At 38.0% G+C, this 23,158-nt stretch carries 25 protein-coding genes and 1 pseudogene; 10 read left to right on the forward strand and 16 right to left on the reverse strand.

The genetic code is table 11. From position 1 onward, the window contains the following. Positions 1-9: 9 nt before the first annotated feature. The 3 genes and pseudogenes from TY13_RS21265 to TY13_RS06930 form a co-directional block, all read right to left on the reverse strand. A complete protein-coding gene (locus tag TY13_RS21265) occupies positions 10-957 on the reverse strand; it encodes a methyl-accepting chemotaxis protein (protein ID WP_407637714.1) in 948 nt (315 codons plus the stop codon). Then, a pseudogene (locus tag TY13_RS21270) lies at positions 952-1,704 on the reverse strand (MCP four helix bundle domain-containing protein); the annotation flags it as partial. The gene TY13_RS21265 and the pseudogene TY13_RS21270, both read right to left, overlap by 6 nt. Before the next feature lie 218 nt (positions 1,705-1,922). Next, positions 1,923-2,261, reverse strand: a complete 339-nt coding sequence (locus TY13_RS06930; protein WP_042473493.1) for an ArsR/SmtB family transcription factor — start codon at positions 2,259-2,261, stop codon at positions 1,923-1,925. Between the two features lie 225 nt (positions 2,262-2,486). On the opposite strand from TY13_RS06930, the gene TY13_RS06935 reads away from it, so the two are divergent. Continuing rightward, a complete protein-coding gene (locus tag TY13_RS06935) occupies positions 2,487-3,485 on the forward strand; it encodes an NADP-dependent oxidoreductase (protein ID WP_042474244.1) in 999 nt (332 codons plus the stop codon). Between the two features lie 108 nt (positions 3,486-3,593). On the opposite strand, the gene TY13_RS06940 is transcribed toward TY13_RS06935, so the two are convergent. From TY13_RS06940 to TY13_RS06955, 4 genes are all read right to left on the reverse strand, one after another. Continuing rightward, the gene (locus tag TY13_RS06940; protein WP_042473495.1) at positions 3,594-4,721 is read right to left on the reverse strand and encodes a conserved virulence factor C family protein; all 1,128 of its coding nucleotides are present in this window, start codon (positions 4,719-4,721) and stop codon (positions 3,594-3,596) included. 12 nt (positions 4,722-4,733) lie between these two features. After that, the gene (locus TY13_RS06945; protein ID WP_042473497.1) at positions 4,734-6,620 is read right to left on the reverse strand and encodes an ABC-F family ATP-binding cassette domain-containing protein; all 1,887 of its coding nucleotides are present in this window, start codon (positions 6,618-6,620) and stop codon (positions 4,734-4,736) included. A 288-nt stretch (positions 6,621-6,908) separates the two neighbouring features. Further along, positions 6,909-7,865 carry a S66 family peptidase gene (locus TY13_RS06950; RefSeq protein WP_042473500.1) on the reverse strand — a complete coding sequence of 319 codons (957 nt, stop codon included), beginning with the start codon at positions 7,863-7,865 and terminating at the stop codon, positions 6,909-6,911. Then, positions 7,862-8,584, reverse strand: a complete 723-nt coding sequence (locus TY13_RS06955; protein WP_042473502.1) for an HAD-IIB family hydrolase — start codon at positions 8,582-8,584, stop codon at positions 7,862-7,864. Before TY13_RS06955 ends, TY13_RS06950 begins: the two co-directional genes overlap by 4 nt. Before the next feature lie 65 nt (positions 8,585-8,649). Between TY13_RS06955 and TY13_RS06960 the strand changes: the two genes are divergently transcribed. From TY13_RS06960 to TY13_RS06970, 3 genes are all read left to right on the forward strand, one after another. Beyond that, positions 8,650-9,303 (forward strand): Crp/Fnr family transcriptional regulator, encoded by a 654-nt coding sequence (locus tag TY13_RS06960; protein WP_042473505.1) that lies wholly within the window; start codon positions 8,650-8,652, stop codon positions 9,301-9,303. Between the two features lie 216 nt (positions 9,304-9,519). Continuing rightward, entirely contained in the window at positions 9,520-9,933 is a 414-nt protein-coding gene (locus TY13_RS06965) for a MarR family transcriptional regulator (RefSeq protein ID WP_042473508.1), read from the forward strand. 207 nt (positions 9,934-10,140) lie between these two features. Continuing rightward, positions 10,141-10,800, forward strand: coding sequence for a hypothetical protein (locus tag TY13_RS06970; protein ID WP_042473511.1), 660 nt, complete (start codon positions 10,141-10,143; stop codon positions 10,798-10,800). Between the two features lie 707 nt (positions 10,801-11,507). Here TY13_RS06970 and TY13_RS06980 read toward each other — a convergent pair. The 3 genes from TY13_RS06980 to TY13_RS06990 all read right to left on the reverse strand — a co-directional run bounded on the left by TY13_RS06980 (position 11,508) and on the right by TY13_RS06990 (position 14,494). Beyond that, a complete protein-coding gene (locus TY13_RS06980) occupies positions 11,508-11,966 on the reverse strand; it encodes an NUDIX domain-containing protein (RefSeq protein ID WP_042473516.1) in 459 nt (152 codons plus the stop codon). Between the two features lie 223 nt (positions 11,967-12,189). Then, a complete protein-coding gene (locus TY13_RS06985; protein WP_042473518.1) occupies positions 12,190-12,819 on the reverse strand; it encodes an HD domain-containing protein in 630 nt (209 codons plus the stop codon). A 1-nt stretch (position 12,820) separates the two neighbouring features. Beyond that, positions 12,821-14,494: a formate--tetrahydrofolate ligase gene (locus tag TY13_RS06990; RefSeq protein WP_042473521.1), complete on the reverse strand. Its 1,674-nt coding sequence runs from the start codon at positions 14,492-14,494 to the stop codon at positions 12,821-12,823. Between the two features lie 196 nt (positions 14,495-14,690). On the opposite strand from TY13_RS06990, the gene TY13_RS06995 reads away from it, so the two are divergent. Beyond that, positions 14,691-14,891 (forward strand): cold-shock protein, encoded by a 201-nt coding sequence (locus tag TY13_RS06995; protein ID WP_042473524.1) that lies wholly within the window; start codon positions 14,691-14,693, stop codon positions 14,889-14,891. Between the two features lie 47 nt (positions 14,892-14,938). Here TY13_RS06995 and TY13_RS07000 read toward each other — a convergent pair whose 3' ends face one another. From TY13_RS07000 to TY13_RS07020, 5 genes are all read right to left on the reverse strand, one after another. Beyond that, a complete protein-coding gene (locus TY13_RS07000) occupies positions 14,939-15,739 on the reverse strand; it encodes a VOC family protein (protein ID WP_042473525.1) in 801 nt (266 codons plus the stop codon). 70 nt (positions 15,740-15,809) lie between these two features. Then, complete coding sequence (locus tag TY13_RS07005) at positions 15,810-16,295, reverse strand: YbaK/EbsC family protein (RefSeq protein ID WP_042473528.1); 486 nt, start codon at positions 16,293-16,295, stop codon at positions 15,810-15,812. Between the two features lie 12 nt (positions 16,296-16,307). Further along, on the reverse strand, positions 16,308-16,979 hold the full coding sequence (locus TY13_RS07010; protein WP_042473531.1) for a phosphopantothenoylcysteine decarboxylase domain-containing protein: 672 nt from the start codon (positions 16,977-16,979) through the stop codon (positions 16,308-16,310). A 17-nt stretch (positions 16,980-16,996) separates the two neighbouring features. Next, a complete protein-coding gene (locus TY13_RS07015; protein WP_042473533.1) occupies positions 16,997-17,923 on the reverse strand; it encodes a LysR family transcriptional regulator in 927 nt (308 codons plus the stop codon). 67 nt (positions 17,924-17,990) lie between these two features. Next, on the reverse strand, positions 17,991-18,224 hold the full coding sequence (locus TY13_RS07020) for a hypothetical protein (protein WP_042473535.1): 234 nt from the start codon (positions 18,222-18,224) through the stop codon (positions 17,991-17,993). 268 nt (positions 18,225-18,492) lie between these two features. Here TY13_RS07020 and TY13_RS07025 point away from each other — a divergent pair, with 268 nt between their 5' ends. From TY13_RS07025 to TY13_RS07040, 4 genes are all read left to right on the forward strand, one after another. Continuing rightward, positions 18,493-19,392 carry a DMT family transporter gene (locus tag TY13_RS07025; RefSeq protein WP_042473537.1) on the forward strand — a complete coding sequence of 300 codons (900 nt, stop codon included), beginning with the start codon at positions 18,493-18,495 and terminating at the stop codon, positions 19,390-19,392. Positions 19,393-19,521: 129 nt separating this feature from the next. Continuing rightward, positions 19,522-20,103: a TetR/AcrR family transcriptional regulator gene (locus tag TY13_RS07030; RefSeq protein ID WP_042473539.1), complete on the forward strand. Its 582-nt coding sequence runs from the start codon at positions 19,522-19,524 to the stop codon at positions 20,101-20,103. Beyond that, entirely contained in the window at positions 20,096-21,172 is a 1,077-nt protein-coding gene (locus tag TY13_RS07035) for a DUF418 domain-containing protein (RefSeq protein WP_042473541.1), read from the forward strand. The genes TY13_RS07030 and TY13_RS07035 overlap by 8 nt, the downstream gene beginning before the upstream one ends. Before the next feature lie 187 nt (positions 21,173-21,359). After that, positions 21,360-22,340 (forward strand): SEC-C metal-binding domain-containing protein, encoded by a 981-nt coding sequence (locus tag TY13_RS07040; RefSeq protein ID WP_042473543.1) that lies wholly within the window; start codon positions 21,360-21,362, stop codon positions 22,338-22,340. A gap of 65 nt (positions 22,341-22,405) precedes the next feature. On the opposite strand, the gene TY13_RS07045 is transcribed toward TY13_RS07040, so the two are convergent. Continuing rightward, positions 22,406-22,597 (reverse strand): zinc-finger domain-containing protein, encoded by a 192-nt coding sequence (locus TY13_RS07045; protein WP_042473545.1) that lies wholly within the window; start codon positions 22,595-22,597, stop codon positions 22,406-22,408. Between the two features lie 118 nt (positions 22,598-22,715). Here TY13_RS07045 and TY13_RS07050 point away from each other — a divergent pair, with 118 nt between their 5' ends. Further along, positions 22,716-23,126, forward strand: a complete 411-nt coding sequence (locus tag TY13_RS07050; RefSeq protein WP_042473546.1) for a ribonuclease HI family protein — start codon at positions 22,716-22,718, stop codon at positions 23,124-23,126. The last annotated feature ends 32 nt before the right edge of the window (positions 23,127-23,158 follow it).

Raw genomic sequence — 23,158 nt, forward strand, 5'->3', positions numbered from 1 at the left:
GTTTTATATTTAGCAATCAAATTTTTCTACAATATTTTGTAAATGTAAAGATTGATTCTTTAATTGTGCAGAAATCGAGTTCAATTCTTGCAGAACATTTACTTGCTGCTCAATTGTACTAGCCACTTCTTGCGTGTAGCTTGCAGCATCATTTGCATCAGATGCGATATGAGCTACAGATGCTGCGACCTCTTCAGCAGTTGCTGAAATATGCTCTGTAAGTGACGATACTTCGCCAATCTCTTCAGCCATCTCTTCAATCGCTGTATGAATTTTATTAAATGTGTCACCAGCAGTTTGTACAACGGCTACACCCGTAACTGCATTTTGAACACTTTCATTTATTGCTTGCGCTACATGCTCAGTATCTTGACGGATAGCAGTTGTTACTTGTACAATCGCTGCTGCTGAATACTTAGATTGCTCCGCTAAACGGCGAACTTCATCAGCTACAATGGAGAAGCCTTTTCCATGCTCACCTGCTCTTGCTGCCTCAATTGCTGCGTTCAATGCTAATAAGTTGGTTTGTTCTGTAATTTCAGTAATTGCTGCAGTAATTTTGTCAATTTCGTTTGAGCGCTCAATTAACTGATTGATTAAGTTGCTCGTTAATGTAGTTGATTGTTGAATTGCTTGCATTTGCTTCTCTGCTATTTCAATATTGCCGCTTCCTTCATTAGCCAATGTTTGTGTAGTCAATGCGTTTGTATGTAATGTCACAGTTGAATGAACAATTTTCTGAACAGCATCGGCTGTCTCATCCATTGCACTTGCACTTTCATTTGCGGCAGTTGCAGAATTATGAGATCCCTTTGCTAGCTTATCTGCGACTTCAGATGTTTGCTGAACAGATGATGCTACCTCATTTGTATTTTTCGTAAGCTGCTCACTTGAGAGCGATAGCTTCGCCGTATTTTCTGTTACAGAAACGATAATAGATTTTAGCTCATTTTTCATCGTATTAAACGAATTTGCTAAATCGCGAAATTCATCCCTGGATTTTACTTTTACATCGTCATGCTGTAAATTCCCTTGTGCAATAACAGTTAAAGCAGATTGCAATTGTTTAATCGGATTTAAAAAGCTTCTGCTCATGACAATACTAATAATAACCGCTATTACAATACTTAAAACAAGAACTATTATGCTAAGTACAGATGCCGTAGTTGCTGTATTTTTAGCTTTGTTCTGTATGCTTTCTAAATTTGCTGCGTAGTAATCTGTTAAATTTGTCGCACTTTTAATTAAGTTTTGATTTGGTGGACGCAAATTATTGACAATAATTCCTTTTGCCCGATCGTAGTTCATTGCCTTCGTCTGCGCTATTGCATCAGCCATCGCAAGATTAAATTCCGTCATCGAATCATCTATTGCTACAAGCTCCTCACTTACAAATGAATCACTATTATTATTTTCTAGTGATTCAATTAGTTTATTCATCTGCTCACGCTGATCAATTATTTCTGGTAAGATGCTTAAATCACCAGAAATCACATATTGCCGAATAAGCATTCCTTGCGTACTCATATTGTTACGAATATCCGCAATTGTTAATGCATTCGCTTGTTCTTCCTCAATCATACTTTGATACATCGATTGAACTCGTTGAAGCTGTGTATAGTTTATACCAGATGCAATTACCACCATTAGGATAATGGTCGCAAAACTAATAAAAATTTTCGTGCGTATAGACACCCAATTCACCTTCTCATTATTACAAATATGAGTATTATTATATATGAAATAATTCCTGATAACATCTTTTTATCAAAAATTGTAAAATTATGATTTTTCAGATATTAATTTAATCACAAGTCCTAAAAGTCTAGACACAAAAGGAGTGTGAGGCTTCTCTCACACTCCTTTTGTCATCTTTGAATAAAAAACTAATGCTTATCACTTTATATTGGCTAATATTTTTCTCATTTTGTTTTAACAGTCTTTTCAATAATTGTCGTCACATGATTGAGCAGTTTCTTCAATTTATCAATCTCTGTAGTCGAATGTGATAGGAAATAATAATTTTTTGTTCCTTCACTGCGCATATCAATTAAGCCAACTTGTTTTAAAATTTTTAAGTGGTGTGATACTGCTGGTCTAGAAAGCTGTGTTGCATCCGTTAAATCAATAACGCGTAATCCTTTACAGTTATCAGCCTGTAAAAGTGTAATAATAATGGATTGTCGCTTTTCATCACCAAGCGCGATCAGAAAATCACTAACCTCGTCAAAATCCTTTTTTAATTGCTGTAAACTATCCATAACACACCTCAAACGTTCATTATTTCAAACCATTAAACCACCCTACTTTATGATTGTCAATCATTTATCCCGCATCAACGGACAATAGATTTCTCCCTCCTGTTTATTGAAGTTTCATTTTATGTCGGTGTTATTTAGTTGACATTTTTATTATTGTGTCATAATAATATGATTAATGGTTTAAACAAACGAACGAATGGTAGGGATTTTAAAATGGAAAAATATATGAATGCAGCAACAATTAATCGTTATGGTCAAAAACAGCTTGAACTAACAAAAGTCGAAATACCTGAGGTCTCTTCCGATGATGTATTAGTGGAAATTCATGCAGCAAGCATTAATCCGATTGATTTTAAAATTAGAGATGGTAAATTAAAAATGCTTCTAACTTATAAAATGCCATTAATTTTGGGCAATGATTTTTCTGGTGTTGTAGTTCAAGTAGGAAAATGCGTGACGGATTTTAAAGTGGGTGATGAAGTATATGGGCGACCAAGAAAATCAAGAATTGGAACATTTGCAGAGTATATCGCTGTTCATAAGGACGATATTGCGATGAAACCTAAAAATTTAAGCTTTGAGGAAGCTGCGGCTGTACCATTAGTTGGCTTGACTACTTATCAAGCCTTCCATGATGTGATGCAGCTAAAGCTAAATAACAAAATCCTTATTCAGGCTGGTTCAGGTGGGGTTGGAACCTTTGCTATCCAACTAGCAAAGCATATGGGCGCGTATGTTGCAACTACAACAAGTGCTAAAAATGAAGCATTAGTTAAAGAGTTAGGCGCAGATCTAGTCATTGACTATCGAACAGAAGAGTTTGATGAAAAGCTGACGAATTATGATTATGTCTATGATACTTTAGGTGGCGAATCACTCAAAAAATCGTTTAAAATTCTGAAGCCTGGCGGAAAAATCGTTTCTCTCTCAGGCATACCAAATCACCGTTTTGCTCAAGAGTATGGGTTAAACTTTTGGAAATCTTCCCTTTTAAAATTAGCAACAAGAAAATTAACTGCGCTAGAAAAGCAGTATAAGGTCCAATACAATTTTTTATTTATGAAGCCTAGCGGTGCACAGCTTGCTACTATTAGAGAATTGATTGAAGCACAAAAAATCAAACCAATTATTGATCGTGTCATATTGTTTGAGGATATTCAGCAAGCCTTCGACTATTCTGAATCAGGCAGAGCAAAAGGAAAAGTGATTGTTAAAATAAAATAATTTGGATACATCAAATTTCATCTTACAAAGAGAGCATAGCTTTTTAACAAAAAATAAGGACTGATTGAAAATGTATGACCTTTTCAATCAGTCCCTTTATAAGTATGCTTAATCCCCTGAACGAACCTCTGTCATTTGCTTCCAAACAGAGCCTTTTGCTTCTTCTCCCTGCTCAATGCGGGCAATCGCCATTTTTACTTGTAGCTTTACTTCAAACTCTGGGTCTTGTGCAGCTTGATGTAGCGCTTGTAACGCGTTTTCAGTCCCTGTTTCATATAAAAACATCGCAGCACGCCAGCGCACTAGTTTGTTTTTATCCTGTAGCGCTCCAATCATCGCCTCTTCAAAGGCTACTAAGCCCAAATCACTCATGCAATCTCCCGCTGTACGGCGCACCGCTGCACTTTTATCTTGTAAAGCTTGCTCAAGTGCAGGGACAACAGCTTCATCCTCAATCATGCCAAGATAAACTGTTGCTAAGCGTCGGATGGCCATTTGATCATCTTTTAAAGCATAGCTTAACATTTCGATATCTTCTACATTTGGGTCTGGCATTTGGTCAAGTAATTGGAAACGTTGCTGCCAATCCTCCGTTTGCTGCAATTGTACTAAAGTTACCTTCTCACGAGGAGCTGGCGTATAGTTCGCTTTATCGTTTGCAGCCTCGACAATTTCATTAATGCGCTCCGTAGGATATGTAGCCCAGACTTCCTGAAGCACATTTTCTACGACCTCTTGTTTATCACCGTAGCGTACACCATAATCTACCCATTTGCGTAGGAAAATATAGTTTTCATCGCTACCTTTTGTTTGCATAGCCTGAAACGCTTCTGCGTAAGCTTCTCCTGTAGCGAGGCGAACTTCACCTTCACTATCAAAGGCTTTTACTTGCAATGGCAGTCCTTTAAACATTTGCACATGCACATAGACTTCTCCGAAATGATCGACAGCTTGATTTTCTACAGCATTCGTCGTGTCATTTTCTCCTAACGCGTTACGAATGCTAGATAAAATATTTTCCCATGCAAATTTAGCATTGCGCTCTACTGCTAAAAAATCTGCCACATGGTAAATGCCCTTCACACCTTCAACAGTAAAAATAGCTTGAATAAAGGATGGCGCATCTGCAATATTGTCCTTCGTATAGTTAAAGCTTTTGCCAAATGGCAGTTCCTGATCAATAACAATTTTCATTGAATTCGGACTTGGTGTTGGCTCAATTGTAAGTATTTTCATCTTTCACTTCTCCTATCCATTCACAATTTCATCTAAATAGCTCCAGCGTTCAATTAAATGCTCATATGTTGCATTTAGTTCGTCTAACTTTTGCGTCAGCTCCTGCAATTTCGTAAAATCAGAGCCTGCCGTTGCAATGCCCTCTTCAGCCTTCACAATTTGTTGCTCCACTTTTTCGATATCTGCCGCGATTGTTTCCCATTCTTTTTGCTCTTTGAAGCTTAGCTTTTTCTTTTCCTGCTTCACTTTTTCCTGTTTAGGCTTTTCCTGCTTTTCCTCTTTTGTCGCCTGTTGCTGTTTTTGTGCACTGTGCGCTAAATAATCTGTATAAAGCATTAAGCTTTCCTCAACTTGCCCTTTACCATCTAAAATCCATAGCTTTTTGGCGATACGGTCTAAGAAAAAGCGATCATGGGAAATCGTCATGACAACGCCAGGGAATTGCTCGATAAAGTCCTCAAGTACACCAAGCGTTTCAATATCTAAATCGTTCGTTGGCTCATCCAATAAAAGAACGTTCGGCTGCTCCATTAAAAGGCGTAGTAAATGCAGTCGCTTGCGCTCCCCACCTGATAGCTTACCAATTGGCGTACCGTGCGTATGTAATGGGAATAAAAAGCGCTCTAGCATTTGTGCCGCGCTATAACGAACACCATCTGCATCGGTAATATCGTTTGATGCTTCACGCACATATTCAATCATTCGCTGATGCTCATTCATTTTCGGTATTGCCTGTTTGAAATGCAAGCGCTTCACAGTAGAGCCTACGACTACTTCCCCTTTATCTGGCTCAAGCTCACCTGCCAAAATATTTAGCAATGTCGATTTACCATGACCATTCGCTCCGATAATACCAATGCGATCACCTTGCTGAATTAAAAAGCTAAAATCCTGTAAAATCACACGCTCTCCAAACTGCTTTGAAATCTTGTCTGCCTCAAGCACTTTTTTTCCTAAGCGTGTTGTCGCAAGCCCCAAATCTAAATTAGCATCATCCTGTGTGCGATCAATTTTTTCATCCAACTCCTCAAAGCGCTGAATACGTGCCTTTTGCTTTGTCGTTCTCGCTTTTGCACCACGTCGAATCCATTTCAACTCATTGCGATAGCGATTGCGCAGTTTCGCCTGTGTCGCTGCTGTCATTTCCTCACGTATTGCTTTTGCCTCTAAATAAGCTGCATAGTTTCCTGTATGACGATAAAGCGTTTGGTCTGCTAGCTCATAAATGTGCGTTGCCACTTCGTCTAAAAAGTAGCGGTCATGGGTAATGAAAATAACTGCTCCTTTCAAGCGAGTTACCATTTCTTGTAGCCATTCTGTCGATTCAATATCTAAATGGTTCGTTGGCTCATCTAATAAATACAAATCGGCTGGCTCAATTAACACGCGAGCAAGTGCCACACGCTTTTGCTGCCCACCTGACAACTCTGTTACAGCACGATCAAACATATCGATACCAAGCTTCGTTAATGCCTGCTTTGCTAATGCATTGACATCCCATGCCCCTTCCGTATCCATGCGCTGCTGTAGGTGGAACAATTGATTTTGGAGCGCCTCATTCGCTGGTTCAGCCGCTAGTTTAGCGAGCGTTTCCTCATATGTACGGTTTAATTGCAGCACTGGTGAATCCCCCGTAAACACCGCCTGTAGTACAGTTTCACCTTGTTTAAAAGCTGGGTCCTGCTCCAAATATGCGATGCGATATTTATTCGGGTGATCAAGCTCGATTTTATCGGCTTCTTGCGTTTTCGCTAAAATGGATAAAAGCGTCGACTTCCCAGTGCCGTTAATTCCGATTAATCCCGCACGCTCCCCTTCATAAATAGTAAATTCGATATCGTTAAATAGCGTTTTATCGCCTACCGTTTTTGTTAAATTCGATACAATTAAATGACTCATTTGTTCTCATCTCTTTCCTGCATTTGTTTTTATTATAGAGGATATAGGAAGGAATTGCACAGGTTGTGGCTGTTATACTAAAATGATTTCCAATACAGAGGTTTTGAAAGTCGCTGATATTTTTGTGAAACCCGCCGATATATTTCTAAAGTCGCCGATATATTTCTAAAGTCGCCGATATTTCATCGAAACCCGCCGATATATTTCAAAAGTCGCCGATATCCCATCGAAACCCGCTGATATAATCACAAAAACGTGTCCGAAAGTCATTTTCGAACACGCTACATGTTAAAATTGCACGACTGAAATCTTTTTGCTTGCTGTATCAACAGCAATCTCCCCACCGATTGGCAATGTCATAATTGGCTGTGTATGCCCGAAGTCGACATCATACATAACAGGTATGTCTTGCAATAACGGATGCTTATCTAAAATAAAACGCAACTGCTCACTTGTCACTTTGCTCACTCGTTGGAAGCGTCCAATTAATAACGCCCTAACGCCACTTGCTACTTGCAGCAGTGAAGTCAAATCGCGCGCAAACGTTTCTGGATTTGTCATTTCGTCATCCTCGACAAATAAAATACAATCCTTTAATTCAGGCATATACGGTGTGCCTTGCAGCAAATTTAATGTGCACAAATTGCCACCGTATAATTTACCTTGTGCCTTGCCTACTGTGTACACTTTCCATTCTGTCGGCTCATACTGCCTGTTATCTTGGTCCATAAACCATAAATCATCGCTCCATTTTTCAGACGGCACAATATCATATACTTCCTCGTTCATCAAACATTGCTCAAAATACTTCGTTTGATATGCTTGCAAACCTTTCATGCGGAAACTTGAAAAATGTGGGCCTGAGTACGTGATAAATCCACATTTATGGTGAATCGCTGTCGCCAGCGCTGTAATATCGCTATAGCCACATAATATTTTAGGATTCTCTGCTATTAAATCATAATCTAAATATGGAAGTAACTCGTTACTGTTAAAGCCGCCAATTGACGTCAAAATGGCTTTCACATTTTTATCGGCAAATGCGGCATGAATATCTGCGACACGTTCTGCAATTGGTGACGAATTTTGCATATCACATGTATGTACATACTCCCCAAAACTCACTTTGAAGCCCATACTTTCCAACACCAGTGCTGCTTCTTTGATGCCTTCATCCCCTAAAATTTGCGCACTGCGACTAGGTGCGATAACGCGTATTTCATCGCCTTTTTGTAATTTTTTCATTTGTCTATTCCCCCATTTTGAGCAAATTGTCGAATTTTATGTGCAACTTCTTTTTCCGTGATAACAAGCGATGCAAATCGGGCTACCTCCCCATCCCCAACACAAACGCTGTACTTTGCCGCTTCAAATAATGTGTAGTCATTCATATCATTACCGAACGCAATAAAATCCGCTTGTAACCCCCGCGCTTTATGGATACCTAAAGGGCTAATGTCAACGATATTTTCTGAAGTGTATTGTGAAATCGTTACAGGAAGTTTCATTAGCTCGTCCAGTGCTTCCTTTGGCACATCGAATAATACAAGCTTACACACTTGTGATAGTTCATTCAACTTCATATTTTTCGCTGCTTGATGATGAATGCGATGGTAAATAGGATGCGCTTCGTCCCCTGTATATGCATAATCCCAATCGCTATCCGCTAAATACGCGAGCTGAAATTGTGCAGTGATATGACACAATTTCTCCCTTACTGTTTGTTCAAAGTAAATCGCTTCTATCCCATCATGCCCCTTCATCAACGCCCCATTGCCACCAATTAATTTACAGCCGTGGAATACTTCCGGCAAAATCGGCAAAAGATCACGAATCGGGCGTGCCGAAGCAAAAACAACATCATGCCCCGCCTCCATTAACTGCAAAATTGCCTGCTGAATTTCCTCACTAATCGTCTTTCCATCAAAGGAAATTGTTCCATCGATATCAAATACAAAATGCATTTCGCCTCACCTCTGTCCTTTAGTATAATGGTGAAAAATATAACATAAAGGACAGGTGTCCCAATTTGCTAGAATTATTTTCTACATATTATGCTTATTTCTCGGAAAATTTAAAGAAGGCGGAGATTCGTACATTTGAAAAAGAGGAACCGATTTTACTCGCTGGCGAAGATATTGATGGGCTATATTTTTTACTGGAAGGTAGCTATAATGTGCTGAGCCCTGAAATTAATGGGAAGGAATTATTGCTTCGAAAATGCACACCACCTTCGATTTTAGGTGATATTGAGCTGTTTCAACATTGTGTCATTCAATCCCATTGCATTGCGAAAACTCGTTGCACATTTCTGTTTATTACAAAGCAAGCTTACGAGCAAACATTTAAATTCGATACCGATTTTACACAGCTATTGCTTGAAGAGCTTACATTCAAATTAAAAACATGTACAACTTTATCGCGTGTCAATGCCCTTTCTTCAGTGGCTGTGAAGTTTGCGGCGTATTTATGCACAATTGAATCACCTAATATTACAAATGGCTATTTAAAAGTGCAAAATTTGCAGGAGGTGGCTGCTTTAATCGGTACAACAAGCCGACATATGAATCGTGTGCTGCAAAAATGGACGGAGCAACAAATCATTGAACGACAGGACGACACGATTCACATTAAAGACTGGCAAGCGATTCAGATAATTTCTGAAGGTGTTCGGTTTGTATAAAATCTCCAATCGTATGAAAGAAGGGCTATCCGAAAAGTCGATTTTTGGACTGCCCTTCTTAAGAAATACTTTTCACTTGATTTACCATTTACCTTCTTCTCTTTATATAAAAAATTATCAGAAAAACTTTGTTTATTAAAACAACATCGATAGTAGCTCATATTGTATATTTGCTATATAATTTAATTATTAAATATTTTAACAGGTTGGGGTATTATGTCAAAAGATGATCAATTACATCATGTAGAAATTATTATGAGAGAGATGCTTAAAATACAGCAAAAATCGAAAATGTTTGTCGAACTTCTATCTGAAGGGGAATCGCTATCCCAAAACCAACTAATCCTTCTACTTCAATTAAAAATTAATGATGGTATGAAAGCAACTGAAGTTGCTGATTTCTTCAGTGTGACGCCTGGCGCTGTTACGTCGATGTGCGATAAACTGGAGAAATTAGATCTAGTACAACGTGTTAGAGAAAATGAAGACCGACGTGTCGTAAAAATGGTTCTAACAAAGAACGGTGAAATAAAGGTTCAAAATTTATTTTTGAAGTTCTCGCAAGATAAGCTTACAGATATGGCAAAAATTCTGAGTGATGTTAATCAGTTAATGCAAGAAATTTTTTAGGATTTCATATAATTGAAATCCTTTTTTATTGCCCAGAAAAAAATATAAGGATTCATTTGGCGGATTGTCATATGAATTCTTCCGCATTACCTACCCATAGTGACCTTATTATTAACCCTTGACAAAATGTAGTTGTATATATTTTAATTAATATATATTTTAATAATTGAAATATATATTAATTAAATCAATCAGAGGTGATTATTCGTGATTCAAAAACTCCGCACTGTTACTCTAACAAATGGTAATATTAAAACCTTAGCAGCAGACTGTGAGCAATTAAACATCCGCGGATCTGTTGCTTTACATCAAGAAGTACGAGTTAAAAAAATCTCTTCCCATGGACATAGTTCTTTTCATTTATGTGTGGTAGCGCAGACTTTAAACTGTACAGGGTCATGCACAATAAAAGATTTTGGTGAAATCAATGAAATAAAAAGTGCTGGTAGCTTAAAAATGACCACTGGGCAAGTAATAAAAATAAATAGTTCTGGAAAGTTGATTATTACACAAAGTTTAGAGGCTAAAACTGTGGATGTGATTGGTATTGTAAAAGCAGTAGAAATAGTTGCTGAACGTTTTACCTTAAAATTATCTGGTAAAAGTGAGATTGGAGACCTGAGTGCTGACGATATATGGATTGAAAAAGATACGATTTCAATCTTTCCATTATTAAAGAAAAAGTTATATTGTAGTCGCCTAAAAGGGAAGCATTTACGTCTGTCCTATACAAATGCGGAAATAGTAGACGGAGATGTTGTCATTGTAGGAAGTAATTGTAGAATAAAAACGCTATATTATACAGATAGTTATTCAATTGACCAAAATGCGGAAGTACAACAAATTATAAGGAGAGAAAAAGAATGACAATCATCAAAATTATTCGAGGCTTTTTTTGCTCGTTGACCCTCCTTGTATTAGCTGTCCTCTATACTGGATTGATTTTAAGTGCGTTATTGTCATTACTAGCTGGTATTTTACGAACATTTGGTCTTGAACAAATCAAGATGAGCATATGGAATGGCATTGACCTTCCAGTCATTTTCAGTATACCTCTATCCCTTCTTGTAGCTCTATTACTATTCTTTTGTTCAGTGTATGTCAAACGCTCCATCCAATTCTGTCTATCAGAACTTAAATTTTAAAAGGACTCCTATTATAAGGGTCCTTTTATTTTGTTGATAAAGTGCTTTGTTAAATGATGATTACTTCGCCATGTACTTCATAAGTATTTTTCTCATTTTACTCTTCAGTAAATTTAGTCACATCTTCAAGTTCTTCCTCATAAGATTCAGGGAGCGTTTGAATCGCAACCAGCTAAAAAATAAAAACAAAGTATCAATAGTTTTTGAGTATTCATTACCCTCCTAATATTTTGTGCAGAAGCATCATCACACGCTGTAGTTTTTTATGTATAACTTTTTAAATCAATACATACTAAATAATGTCTTGAGTGTCTCAAAAATAGTGTGCCAGTTATTTAAGTTGCGCATTTTAGTATAGCATGAAGGGTTTTTTAATTTAAAAGATTTTTATTGACAATCTATGAGCTGGTTTAGTTAAAATGAAGCAATTTAATTAATATCCCCTAAATAAGTTGTAGCTTTTCCACTTTCAAAATAAGAAATCAAATGCGTTCTTAGTGCTTGTGGAAATAGTTTATAATCTAATAAATCATTAATCAGTAACCACTCTGTACCTGCTTGCCCCTTGTCTGGATTACTTCCGTTATCAAATGTATCTTGATGAATATGGCACAAAAACATAAATTCAGTTTGTTGTGCCTGAGCATGGTACATAGCAAATTCATGGTTTTTTCCAATGTATTCGCGTACAAAGAGCAATTCCCCAATTTCAACTTCCGCACCTATCTCTTCTTTACATTCTCTTTCTAAAGCTTGGTGCAAATTTTCACCATGCTCTTGACCACCCCCAGGCAAAATATAATATGTATCACCATTTTCTTGCATTTTTATTGCTAATAACTTTCCGTCTTTTACTATTATTGCTTTTGCTGAATTTCTTATTGTCATTTTTTAATTTTCTCCTTGAAAAATCTACTATTCATACTTGGTTTTCTAAAAAACTAATCTTTCCCTAATCTTTATTCAATAAATATGTATATATTTCCTTCTTCAGCCAGCCTGTGCTTGAAACAGAAGTTGAATGGCTAAATTCTCAAACTATTTTTATTAACAACCACACAGTGAGCTTATATAACAGTTGAACGTATTTCGAATAAAAAACGGAGTGCCACTAGGCATCTCCGTTTTTTTCATTCGTTAATTGCTGTAAAAACTGCTCCATAAACGCATGACGGGACTCCGCCATTTCGCGTCCCTTCGTCGTCACCATTAAATCCTTTAATAGTAACAGCTTTTCGTAAAAATGCGTGACAGAGGCAGTTGATTTTGTGCGGTATTCGTCTGCTGTCATATTAAAGCGAGCTTCTTCTTCATCATCGTACAGCTTGCGCCCCTTCGCACCGCCATAGGCAAAAGTTCTTGCGATACCTACTGCGCCAATCGCATCTAAACGGTCTGCATCTCGCACGATTTTCGCCTCTATCGTTTTTGCTTCAAGCGAATTGCCGCCATTAAACGACACTGATTCGATAATATCCTCGATATGCTTGCGCTCATCAGCCGTTATATCGAGCTTTTCCAAAATATCATTTTGCGCTGATTTATCCGCTGCATATTTAGCATCGCTCACATCGTGTAAGTAAACGGCTAGCTTGACAATTTTCTCGTCCGCAGTTGGCTCTTTTTGTAAAATGGCTTCCGCATTCATTAACACGCGCTCAATATGCTGAAAATCATGGCTTGCATCCATTTGCTCGTATATTTTTTGTACTAGTGCCTTACATTGTTCAATGACATCCATCTTAAAATAGCCCTTCCGCTCGACCGTCAGCCGTTACGCCCATTCTAAGTGCTGCTGGTTCCTTTGGTAGGCCAGGCATCGTCATAATTTCGCCTGTTAAGCATACTAAAAAGCCTGCGCCTAGTTTTGGAACGATTTCTCGAATTGTAATTGTAAAGTTTTCAGGTCGACCAAGTAGAGATGGTTGATCTGATAATGAATATTGTGTTTTTGCCATACAGATAGGCAGTTCACCCCAGCCGAATTTTTCAATTTGAGCAAGCTGTTTTTTCGCGCTATCTGTTAATTGAATGCCGCTACCACCGTATACTTTTTGTACAATTGTCGTAATTTTTTGTTCAACAGTTTCAGACAAATCATATAAATGGTGGAAGTTTTGAGGTGTTTCAAGCACTTGCAATACTTCTTTGGCAAGCTCGATGCCTCCCTCTCCCCCTTGCTCCCAAACATTTGTACGAGCAATGCGTACACCATTATCCTTCGCCCAAGTTAATACGACTGCTAGCTCTTCTTCTGTATCTGTTACGAAGCGATTTAGTGCGATAACAGGCTCAACACCAAATGTGCGAACATTTTCAATATGGCGTGCTAAGTTTTCAATACCAGAAGCCACAGCTTGTGCATTTTCAGCTTGTAAATCAGCCTTCGCTACACCGCCATGCATCTTTAAAGCACGAATTGTTGTCACAACAACGACAGCATCTGGTGTAATGCCACTTTGGCGCGCTTTAATATTCATAAATTTCTCCGCACCTAAGTCTGCACCAAAACCAGCCTCTGTCACTACGATGTCAGCTAATTTTCGCGCTGTTTGCGTTGCCATTACTGAGTTGCAGCCATGTGCAATATTAGCAAATGGTCCACCATGTATTAAAGCTGGTGTACCTCCAAGCGTTTGTACTAAATTCGGTTTAAATGCTTCTTTTAATAATAATGTCAAGGCACCTTCTACGCCTAATTGATGCACAAATACGGGCTGGCGATCATATGTATAGCCAATCACAATATTTGATATACGCTTTTTCAAATCCTCAATGCTTGTAGCCAAGCAAAAAACTGCCATAATTTCAGAGGCTACTGTAATATCAAAGCCATCTTCACGCGGAACGCCTTGCAGAGGACCACCTAAGCCAATTGTCACTTTACGTAATGCACGGTCGTTTAAATCTACAACACGCTTCCAAATAATACGGCGAGGATCGATGTTCAAAACGTTTCCTTGATGGATATGGTTATCAATAAGCGCTGCTAGTGCATTATTTGCAGATGTAATCGCATGAAGATCACCTGTGAAATGCAGGTTAATATCTTCCATTGGTACAACCTGCGCATAGCCACCACCTGTTGCTCCACCTTTTACACCCATTACAGGTCCTAATGAAGGCTCACGCAATGCAACCATTACTTTTTTGCTTAATTGATGTAGGGCATCTGCTAGTCCAACTGTTACCGTTGATTTTCCTTCTCCAGCAGGAGTTGGACTTGTTGCAGTAACAAGTACTACTTTTCCTGTTTTCGTTGACGTAATTTGATTTACGTCAATTTTTGCTTTGTAGCGGCCATATTGCTCAATCGCTTGCTCTGGAATACCAGCATACTTTGCGATTTCCGTAATTGGCTGCATTTTTGCATTGTTAGCAATTTCTAAATCGGATAAATATTTTGTCAGTGTCATATCATTCCCTGCTTTCTATCCTAATTACTTATATTATAAATCATTTATTCAAAAAAAACTCGCTGAAAAAGCGAAAAGCGTCAAAATTCGCCAAATTATTGACATTGAGGAATGAATGGCGTATATTATAATGCATAATTAACTTAATTTTTCGACACATTAAAATTTAATCCGCAAGTATGGGAGGCGAGCGCTCATGCACCAAGGAAAGGTTAAATGGTTTAATAATGAAAAAGGCTATGGCTTTATTGAATGTGCGAACGGTGAAGATGTTTTCGTCCATTTCACCGGCATTATTGGAGAGGGCTTCCGCCAGTTAGAAGAAGGACAAGATGTAGCATTTGAAATTGTGGAGGGTAACCGAGGACCACAAGCAGCAAATGTTTCTAAATTATAAAAAAGTGTAGGCAAAGATGCAATTCCCTTTGTCTACACTTTTTTAATTTACTTTAAGACATATGTCGCATTTTCACAAATAATTGTTTGCTCCTCAAAAGCTCCCTCAAAAATAACTGTATGCATGCCTAATCCGTCAGCTAAAATAGCATCCCAAACTTCCCCTTCGCCTTGCGCACAATAACAAACAATTTTCGCATTCGATAAATAGAGCGTATATTTTACTGCGTTTAATTGTTCATCAAACTGTTCCTCTGAGTGCAAATTACCTAACAGCTGTAACTGCTTTATAAAATCCAGTCGATTCACTAAATAAACTACTTCCGTAAGATTCAAATTGCCTTTTGGATGCGGAGCGATAATATTTAATGCGCTATATTCAGCGCGGCGCTCTTCAGAGGATACATCCCATTGAATAAAGAACGGAAAGTCGAAGCGTTGTTCAGGATGACCGATATGGAGTAGCTGCCAGCTAACAACCGAACCATCTGGCCGTGTACGTGAAAAGCGCTCAGGTCCTTTTACATGCAAGCCCGCATCACGAAACATTTTGGCATCCTGCTCAATAGTTGTTGTACGAATTGCCATACGTGCAAAGCCATTTTCTCTTCCTTTTTTCTCATACGTTTCATGCAATGTATAAGGCTGTTTTGCAGCAATTTCAAACTGTGATTCATTATCAATCCCAATCCACTCAATATATGTTAAATCGAAATAACTTAACGTATTATATGTTCCCCACTGCTTATGCTGTCCACCTTGAACTGCGTGAAAACCATACGCCTTCATCTCTTCCAAAGTTCGTTCTGGTTTCTCTACAAAATGGACAATATGGTCTAACTCATACATAGTTAATCCCCCTCTGCATTAATGGATAGCGCAATTCTTATCTACCTTCAATTTTAATCAATGCCCGATTTCACTTTAATTGTGGATCCCAAGCTTTACATACATTCACCCAGTCTTTGGCATTTGAAAACTGCTTGAGCTGTTCACACGTTAATTCAATTGCTGAATTGGCTGTGCCACAGGCAGGAAAAACGGTCTGAAAGCGCTGTAAGGAAATATCTAAAAAAACAGGCATATTTGTTGCTAAGGCAAATGGACAAACCCCGCCAACTGGATGCCCTGTATACGTTAAAACATCCTCAGGACTAAGCATTTTTGCCTTTATTTGAAAGGCTGCTTTGAATGCCGCGTTATCCATTTTCGCATCACCGGCTGCCACTACTAAAATTGCAGCACCGTCCGCTGAATAAAATGCTAACGTTTTAGCAATGCGTGCTGGAATAACATTTAAAGCATTTGCTGCTTGCTCAACTGTCGCTGTTGATTCAGAAAAAGTTAAAATATGCTCCTCATATTGAAGTGTTTGTAAATATGTACGTACACGTCCGCTCGCCATCTGCTTATCCTCCTATTCAAGCTCTGCTAATAAAGCAATTAGTTTTTCACTAGCCTCTTTTTTACCGTTTGCCTTAGTGACTTGTCCATTTTGTTGAACGATCAAATGAAGCGCATCATTGCCATACAATGATTGTGAACTGTTCGCTACAGTAAATTGTGCATTCGATGTCGCCATACGTAACTTTGCACGCTCAATTAAGTAATTTGGGTCTGATGTCGCTTCTAGCTTAAAGCCAACCAATGTAACGTCTGGCGCCCAGCCCTTAATTTGTGGTAATATTTTCGGCGCTTTTTTAAAGCGAATTGTTGGCGGCTCATCTGAAGGCATTTTCCCACCAGCCTCTAAAGCATTCCCTGCTTGGTCAAACACTTGATCCACAATCCAATCAGAGCCAGCAACTGCCATAATAACAATATCGATTTGCTCCTCCTGTAGCAGTTTTTGCAATTTGTCAGCCAAATCTTCAATGCCTTCAAAGCCAATCTGACGCATTTGTCCTACGCGCTCAGGTAATTTTGCAAAATAGCCATGCATATAAAGCACTTCTGCTCCCGCATCAAGCGCTTCTTCTGCTAAATAGCAGCCCATAATTCCTTTTGATAAATTAGTGTGTCCACGCACTTGATCCCACTTCTCCAGTGTGCCACCACTCGTAATAATAATTTTCTTACCTTGTAGCATTTTTTCTCTCTCCTTACTTAATCAGTAGACGCCGATGCCCTCTTCGATTGAAGTTTCACTTTATCTGTCAAATTCTCTTCATTTTCCTCTAGCCATTGCTTTAATACTTCTACAAATTTCTGCGCTGCCGGTGATAATGATTGCTTTGTAGCCAGTCCAAGCGTTCGGAAGCTTTCTTGCTTTAATGGAATCATTCGGACGTTTGAAGGGAGCTGTGACAATACGAGCTTCGGTAAAATGGACACCCCTACATGATGCCCAACCATCGACATAATTCCCCAATCATCAAAAAGCTCAAAGCGAATATTCGGCTTAATACCATATTTTTCGAATGTCGCTACAACATCGTTCATCCCTCGATAAGACGGCATAATAAAGGGCTCTTGCGCAATTTCAAATAAATCTATCTCCTCTTTATTATATAGCTGACTTTTCGAAGATACGATACAAAATAAATAATCTTTTTTTAATGGCATGAAATTAAATTGCTTCGAGCTCGTCCGATTTAAAAAGCCACAGTCTATCTCGCCATTAATAAGCCATTGCTCGATTTCATAATAATCCCCTTCGCGCAATTCGATTTTAATTCCAGGGTATTGGTCATCGATGGAGTGAATAATATTAGGCATCCATTGTGTAGAAATACTCGAGATAAGCCCTATGCGTACCGTCCCTTTTGTAACACCGACAATATTCGCCGCCTCCTGCTGCAATAATTCCTCCGCCTGCAAAACTTGACGCATTGCAAGCAGCATCGACTGTCCTTCTGTTGTTAGCTTCACACCATTGCGATTGCGATGGATTAAAGCAAAGCCAAACTCCTTTTCCAAGCTTGATACCGCATGGCTAACGGCCGACTGTGTTAAACCAAGTAGCTGTGCTGCCTCCGTAAAGCTTTGCACCTCCGCCACTTTATTCAAAATCTCATATTTTACTAAACTCATAGCGACCTCCTTATTATTAGCTAGATATTTCATGTTGATTTAGTTTATCCCAACAACTTAGGGTTTCTTAAAATAAAATATTAGGTGTGTTGACTTTTATTTTACAAATAAAACCTAGGAATTTGTTGATTTCTGTTGCAGGGATGCTTTCCGCAGGCACAGCTTTAGCTAATTTATTTTCGGCTCCTCGCCAAAAATAATTAGTTGGAGCTATGCCCGTGGAATGCGAGCCAATCGTAACGGGAATCAACTGCATTTTCAGCTTTTTTAAAAAATCCACACCAAAAAGCACTCGCACCATTTTGAACCATATTATACTGCATTTTGTTGACCGCAGTTTTGTTGATGAAACATTAATTTTACTCTTAAATTGCTCAATTATCTCGTTAAAGCAACCTTCTCTTTATTGCAAGTAGCATATCTCCCTCGACATTGGAAATAAAAAGGCTTATTTTTATACATGAAAATTTTTCATATTACATATTATAAACATTCGTTTTACTAATCGCAAAGCACAGTTTATATTGTTTTTTATAGCATTATTGTTTGACGAGGATGGGGTGAATGTTTTGAGCATACAAAGTAAAGCAAATATATTAATGGTGATTGTGACGATGTTTTGGGGGTTATCCTATACGTTCATGGTCATGGGGTTAGATGCGCTTGAAACATACAATATCGTTGCACTCAGATGTATTATCGCATTTACAGTAGCAGGACTTATTTTTTATAAGAAAATGTTGAAAATAAACAAGCAAACGATTTTTTATGCAAGTATTCAAGGCTTTCTTTTATTTATTGTTTTTTCGTTATCATTATTTGGTTTGCAAACAACTTCAGCATCAAACGCAGGATTTATTTTAAGTTTAACTGTTGTGCTTGTTCCAATTTTTGTGAGCATTTTAGAAAGAAAATTGCCCTCACGCGCGATTACCTTCGCTATCGTTATGACAATGATTGGTATTTCAGTTTTAACTTTAAGGGGATCGATGTCATTCCAAATAGGTGATATTTTAGTTGCGATTGCTGCTATTTGTTACGCTATTTATTTAATTTTAAATAGCAAGTTTACGAAGGATGTTGACTCAATTGCCTACGGTATTTATCAATTAGGCTTTGCAGGTATTTTCGGTGCAGTTTTTTGTTTATTTTTCGAAGTACCACAAATACCTGTAACAACATCTGGTTGGATTGCCATTTTAGGACTAGGTATTATTTGTAGTGCATTTTGCTTTATCGGTCAATCCGTTGTACAAAAATATACTTCCCCTACACATACGGGCTTAATTTTTTCTTTAGAGCCTATTTTTGCTGCGATTTTTGCACTTATTTTCTTAGGTGAAGTGTTAACGGTTCAATTACTAATTGGTGGTGCATTTATTTTAGCAGGTAATCTTGTTGCACAGCTTGAGCAACTTTATCAGCTACGCTTTGTACGCGAAGAAGCAATTGAAGAAAATTCATACTAGGCTAAATGGTCATGCTTCCATATTGCATGATCGTTTAGCTTTTTTTAATAAGCTCATCTAATCACTTGCTTTTTCCTCCTTTACACTTTATTATTTACCTACTGGTAAGTAAATTAAAGAGGTGGAGAAATGGCAACTAAAGAACAGACTTTACATGCGATTAAAGAAACGGCCTATCAGATGTTTGCACAGTTTGGTATTGATAAAACGAGCTTTGCTATGATTGCAAAAGAAATCGGCATATCCAAGCCCGCGCTTTATTATTATTTTGATTCAAAGGACGCATTAGTTGAAGCAATTTTTGAGGAGATTTATCAGTCCATTGAGGCTGATTTTTCAGTGGATATTAGCAGTGTCCGCAAAGAAGATTTCATTGCATATGTCCTTCAATTTGGCTACAAACAAATTGATGAACAGCTTCAAGATGAATATTTCAATGCAGTATTTAATGAGTATTTGTTGCTTTCTACTCGCAATGACTTTTATGCAAAGCGCTTACAGGCTATTCAACAAGGTTATCTCGATAGCTTTACTGATTTATTACAGCATGGTGTTGAAATTGGCTTCCTCGACAACGAGAACATCAACTATAAAGCAACGATTCTAGCAATGGTGCTAGATAATATTAGCAATTATATTTTAACAGGCTACCAGCTTGACTATCAGAAAACATGGCAAATTGCTGTACAGCAGGTGCTTCATTATGACTAAACGTATAGAGGGCTTAGATGCTGCACGTGCACTTGCGATGTTTGGTATGCTGATTGTCAATTTTACAGTTATCACTGGGGCCGATACAAGCGGACAATCTTTTTTACAAGTTTTTATGCATCTTTTTGAAGGCCGTGCCTCTGCTACATTTGTTATACTTGCAGGCATCGGCATCTCGTTATTAACAAAACGTGCTTATTTATCAAAGGAGCCTGCGCTCATTCGTGATAAGCGCACCGCTATTCAAAAGCGTGCTCTATTTTTATTTGTACTCGGCTTATTGCTTTACATAGTTGGCTGGACAGGTGATATTTTACATTACTATGGTATGTACATGTTGATTGCATCACTTTGTATTATGCTTTCGGCCAAATGGCTGTTTTCAATTTCCGCTATCATTACTGTAGTGGCGCAGTTTTTGCAAATTAAATATAACTATTTATTTGGCTGGGACCCGCAGCAGCCCCTATTACTTTATCTCGATTTCTGGACACCTGAAGGGTTTTTACGCAATTTATTTTTCAATGGCTATCATCCTATACTGCCATGGATAAGCTTCTTTCTTATCGGAATGGGATTAGGTCGATTCGATTTAAGCTCAAAGAAAATTCAAAAAAGCTTGCTCATTTTCAGCATTAGTAGCTGCATTTTATGTGAAGGCTTATCGCGTAGGCTACAGCATGTAAGCTTATCTTTTTTAGATAATGACAGTGCAGCCTTTTTATTTGGTACTGGTCCTATCCCTCCAAATATTTTTTATATTGCATCCAACACTGCCTCGTCGATTGTAATCATTGTGCTAACACTGCAGCTATGCGAAAAATTGGCTAACAATATTATTGTTAAAACACTGATACATACAGGTCAGCTTTCATTGACACATTATGTAGCGCATATTTTTATTGGCGTTTCTATTTTGGAGCTATTAGGTCGTTCACAAAATCAATCTTTGGCCTTTGTGCTTGGTTTTACAACTGTTTATTTTTTCATCACTATGCTATTATCCTTTATTTGGCGCAGAAAGTTTTCGCGTGGTCCTGTCGAATGGTGTATGAGAAAAATTGCTTAGCCTTCTGTTCTATTTATTTACAGTAAGGAATACAATCTAATTAGGCGCGCTTTATTCTGACAGTTCGAAATATATAATTAGTTTTCAAGAAATGAAACACACTGTATCATAGAAAATGTGATTTTTCTTTTAGTGTATATACAACGGTGTAGTGAATGAAACAATATATAAAGGACGTGTTATTAAAATGATCGGACGTAATGACCCATGCCTTTGTGGTAGCGGTAAAAAATATAAAAAATGCTGTGAAGGAAAAGCACAAGTAACCTCTGCTTCGTTATTTAACGACGAAATAGAAATGATTTTACAAAGCTTTTATGAAGCGTATCCACAGCGTAAAGATACGATGCAATATATTGATCTTGTACAGGCTTGGAGCCCTAAACTACAGGATCACCTACAAAAAGAGCTAATTGAAGCAGTTGCTTTAGATGAATTTTTCTTCCATACTAGACCTGATATTTGGACAGGCTATTTAAAGAAAGTAAGCAAGAAAACGGTTCGCCCTGCAACCGTTCGCTTACTAGAAAATTGGACATCGCCAACATTATTTATCGGGGCGATTTCTCATGTAGATGAGCAATATATTCATGCAACACATTCAATTACAAAAGAAAGCTATAAAATTCGCCGCGAAAACAAAAAGCCAATTCCTGAAGGGATGCAAATCTTTACTTTCCTATTACCTGATGGCTCAGAGCAGGAAGGACATTTCCTAGCGGTCTCTACACTTATTTTCTTCTCTTCCGAATACGAAAAGGTTTTCCAAGAATTCACAAACAACTGCCCAAGCACTGAAGAAGTAACGCAATTTTTACAGGATAACCATTTCGCATTTTGGCAATTGCTTGTGGAAAATGGCTATGCAGGAGAGGAATTTACATCATTTGAAACAGATGTATTAGCGCAAGTGAAGCAATTTTTACAGCAACAAGCGCTAAATGAGGAGCAATTAATTCCTGTATTAGAGGATTATTTAATAGAGCAACAGCCAGCAGCGCGTAAAGCTGCTGCAATCGCTGCAGGAGCCATCCGTTTTGGACAAGAACGTGGATTATTTGAAGGTTCCTTTACGGTGAAGGAAATTGCTGAGCATTTCGGCATTTCAGCTACATCGCTAAATAAATATTATCAGGATATGCTTGCATACCAGCTTGCAACTGCATAATGAAAAATAATGGCTGTTGGAAAAGCAGGTTTACACCTGTATTTTCCAACAGCCTTTTAAATTGATTATTTATTGTTGACTTTCATTAATTCTCGCCCTAAAAATTGTAGCTGCTCTCCAACTGTACACGATTCTATACAAAATTTATGTGCACCTGGCTTGCCACGCTTTTGTCGTAAATCATTAATAATAGGGCAGTCGACACAGTACGTATCCGTAATATAATCAATTTCTTGCATAACAGATACTTTATTCAAATTCGCTCCCCCCTTTTTTTGCATTTCTTTATTATACTGCCTTGCAAATTATTTTGTCCATTATTCATCGTTTCAGTTTATAATTATATTCAGTCATAGATGGAAAATGAGGGATTGTATGTTAGAAATTTATATTGACGGTGCAAGCGCAGGTTATCCAGGTGCTAGTGGCATCGGCTTGTTTATAAAAGGTGAAGGGCATCATCTTCAAATTAGTGAGTATATTGGTGAAACAAATAACCATATTGCGGAATTTACAGCACTTGTACGCGGCTTAGAGGAGGCAAAGCAGCTAGGTGCAACACTCGTTTCCTTACGCTCAGATTCGAAAATTGTCGTCGCCTCCATTGAAAAATCATATGTGAAAAATGAAGAATTCAAGCCTTATTTAGCGCAGGCTGAGGAATTAATTCAAGCATTTGAACTTTTTTTCATTAAGTGGATTCCCGAAAAGGAAAATCGCGCAGCAGATGCGCTTGCACGCGAGGCGATTCAAACAAAAACGAACCGTAGAAAAGAAGGCATTTAAAAAATTTGACCAGAGTATTTTCTGGTCAAATT

Source organism: Bacillus ndiopicus, from assembly GCF_000612805.1.
In the GTDB taxonomy this organism is placed as follows: domain Bacteria; phylum Bacillota; class Bacilli; order Bacillales_A; family Planococcaceae; genus Metasolibacillus; species Metasolibacillus ndiopicus.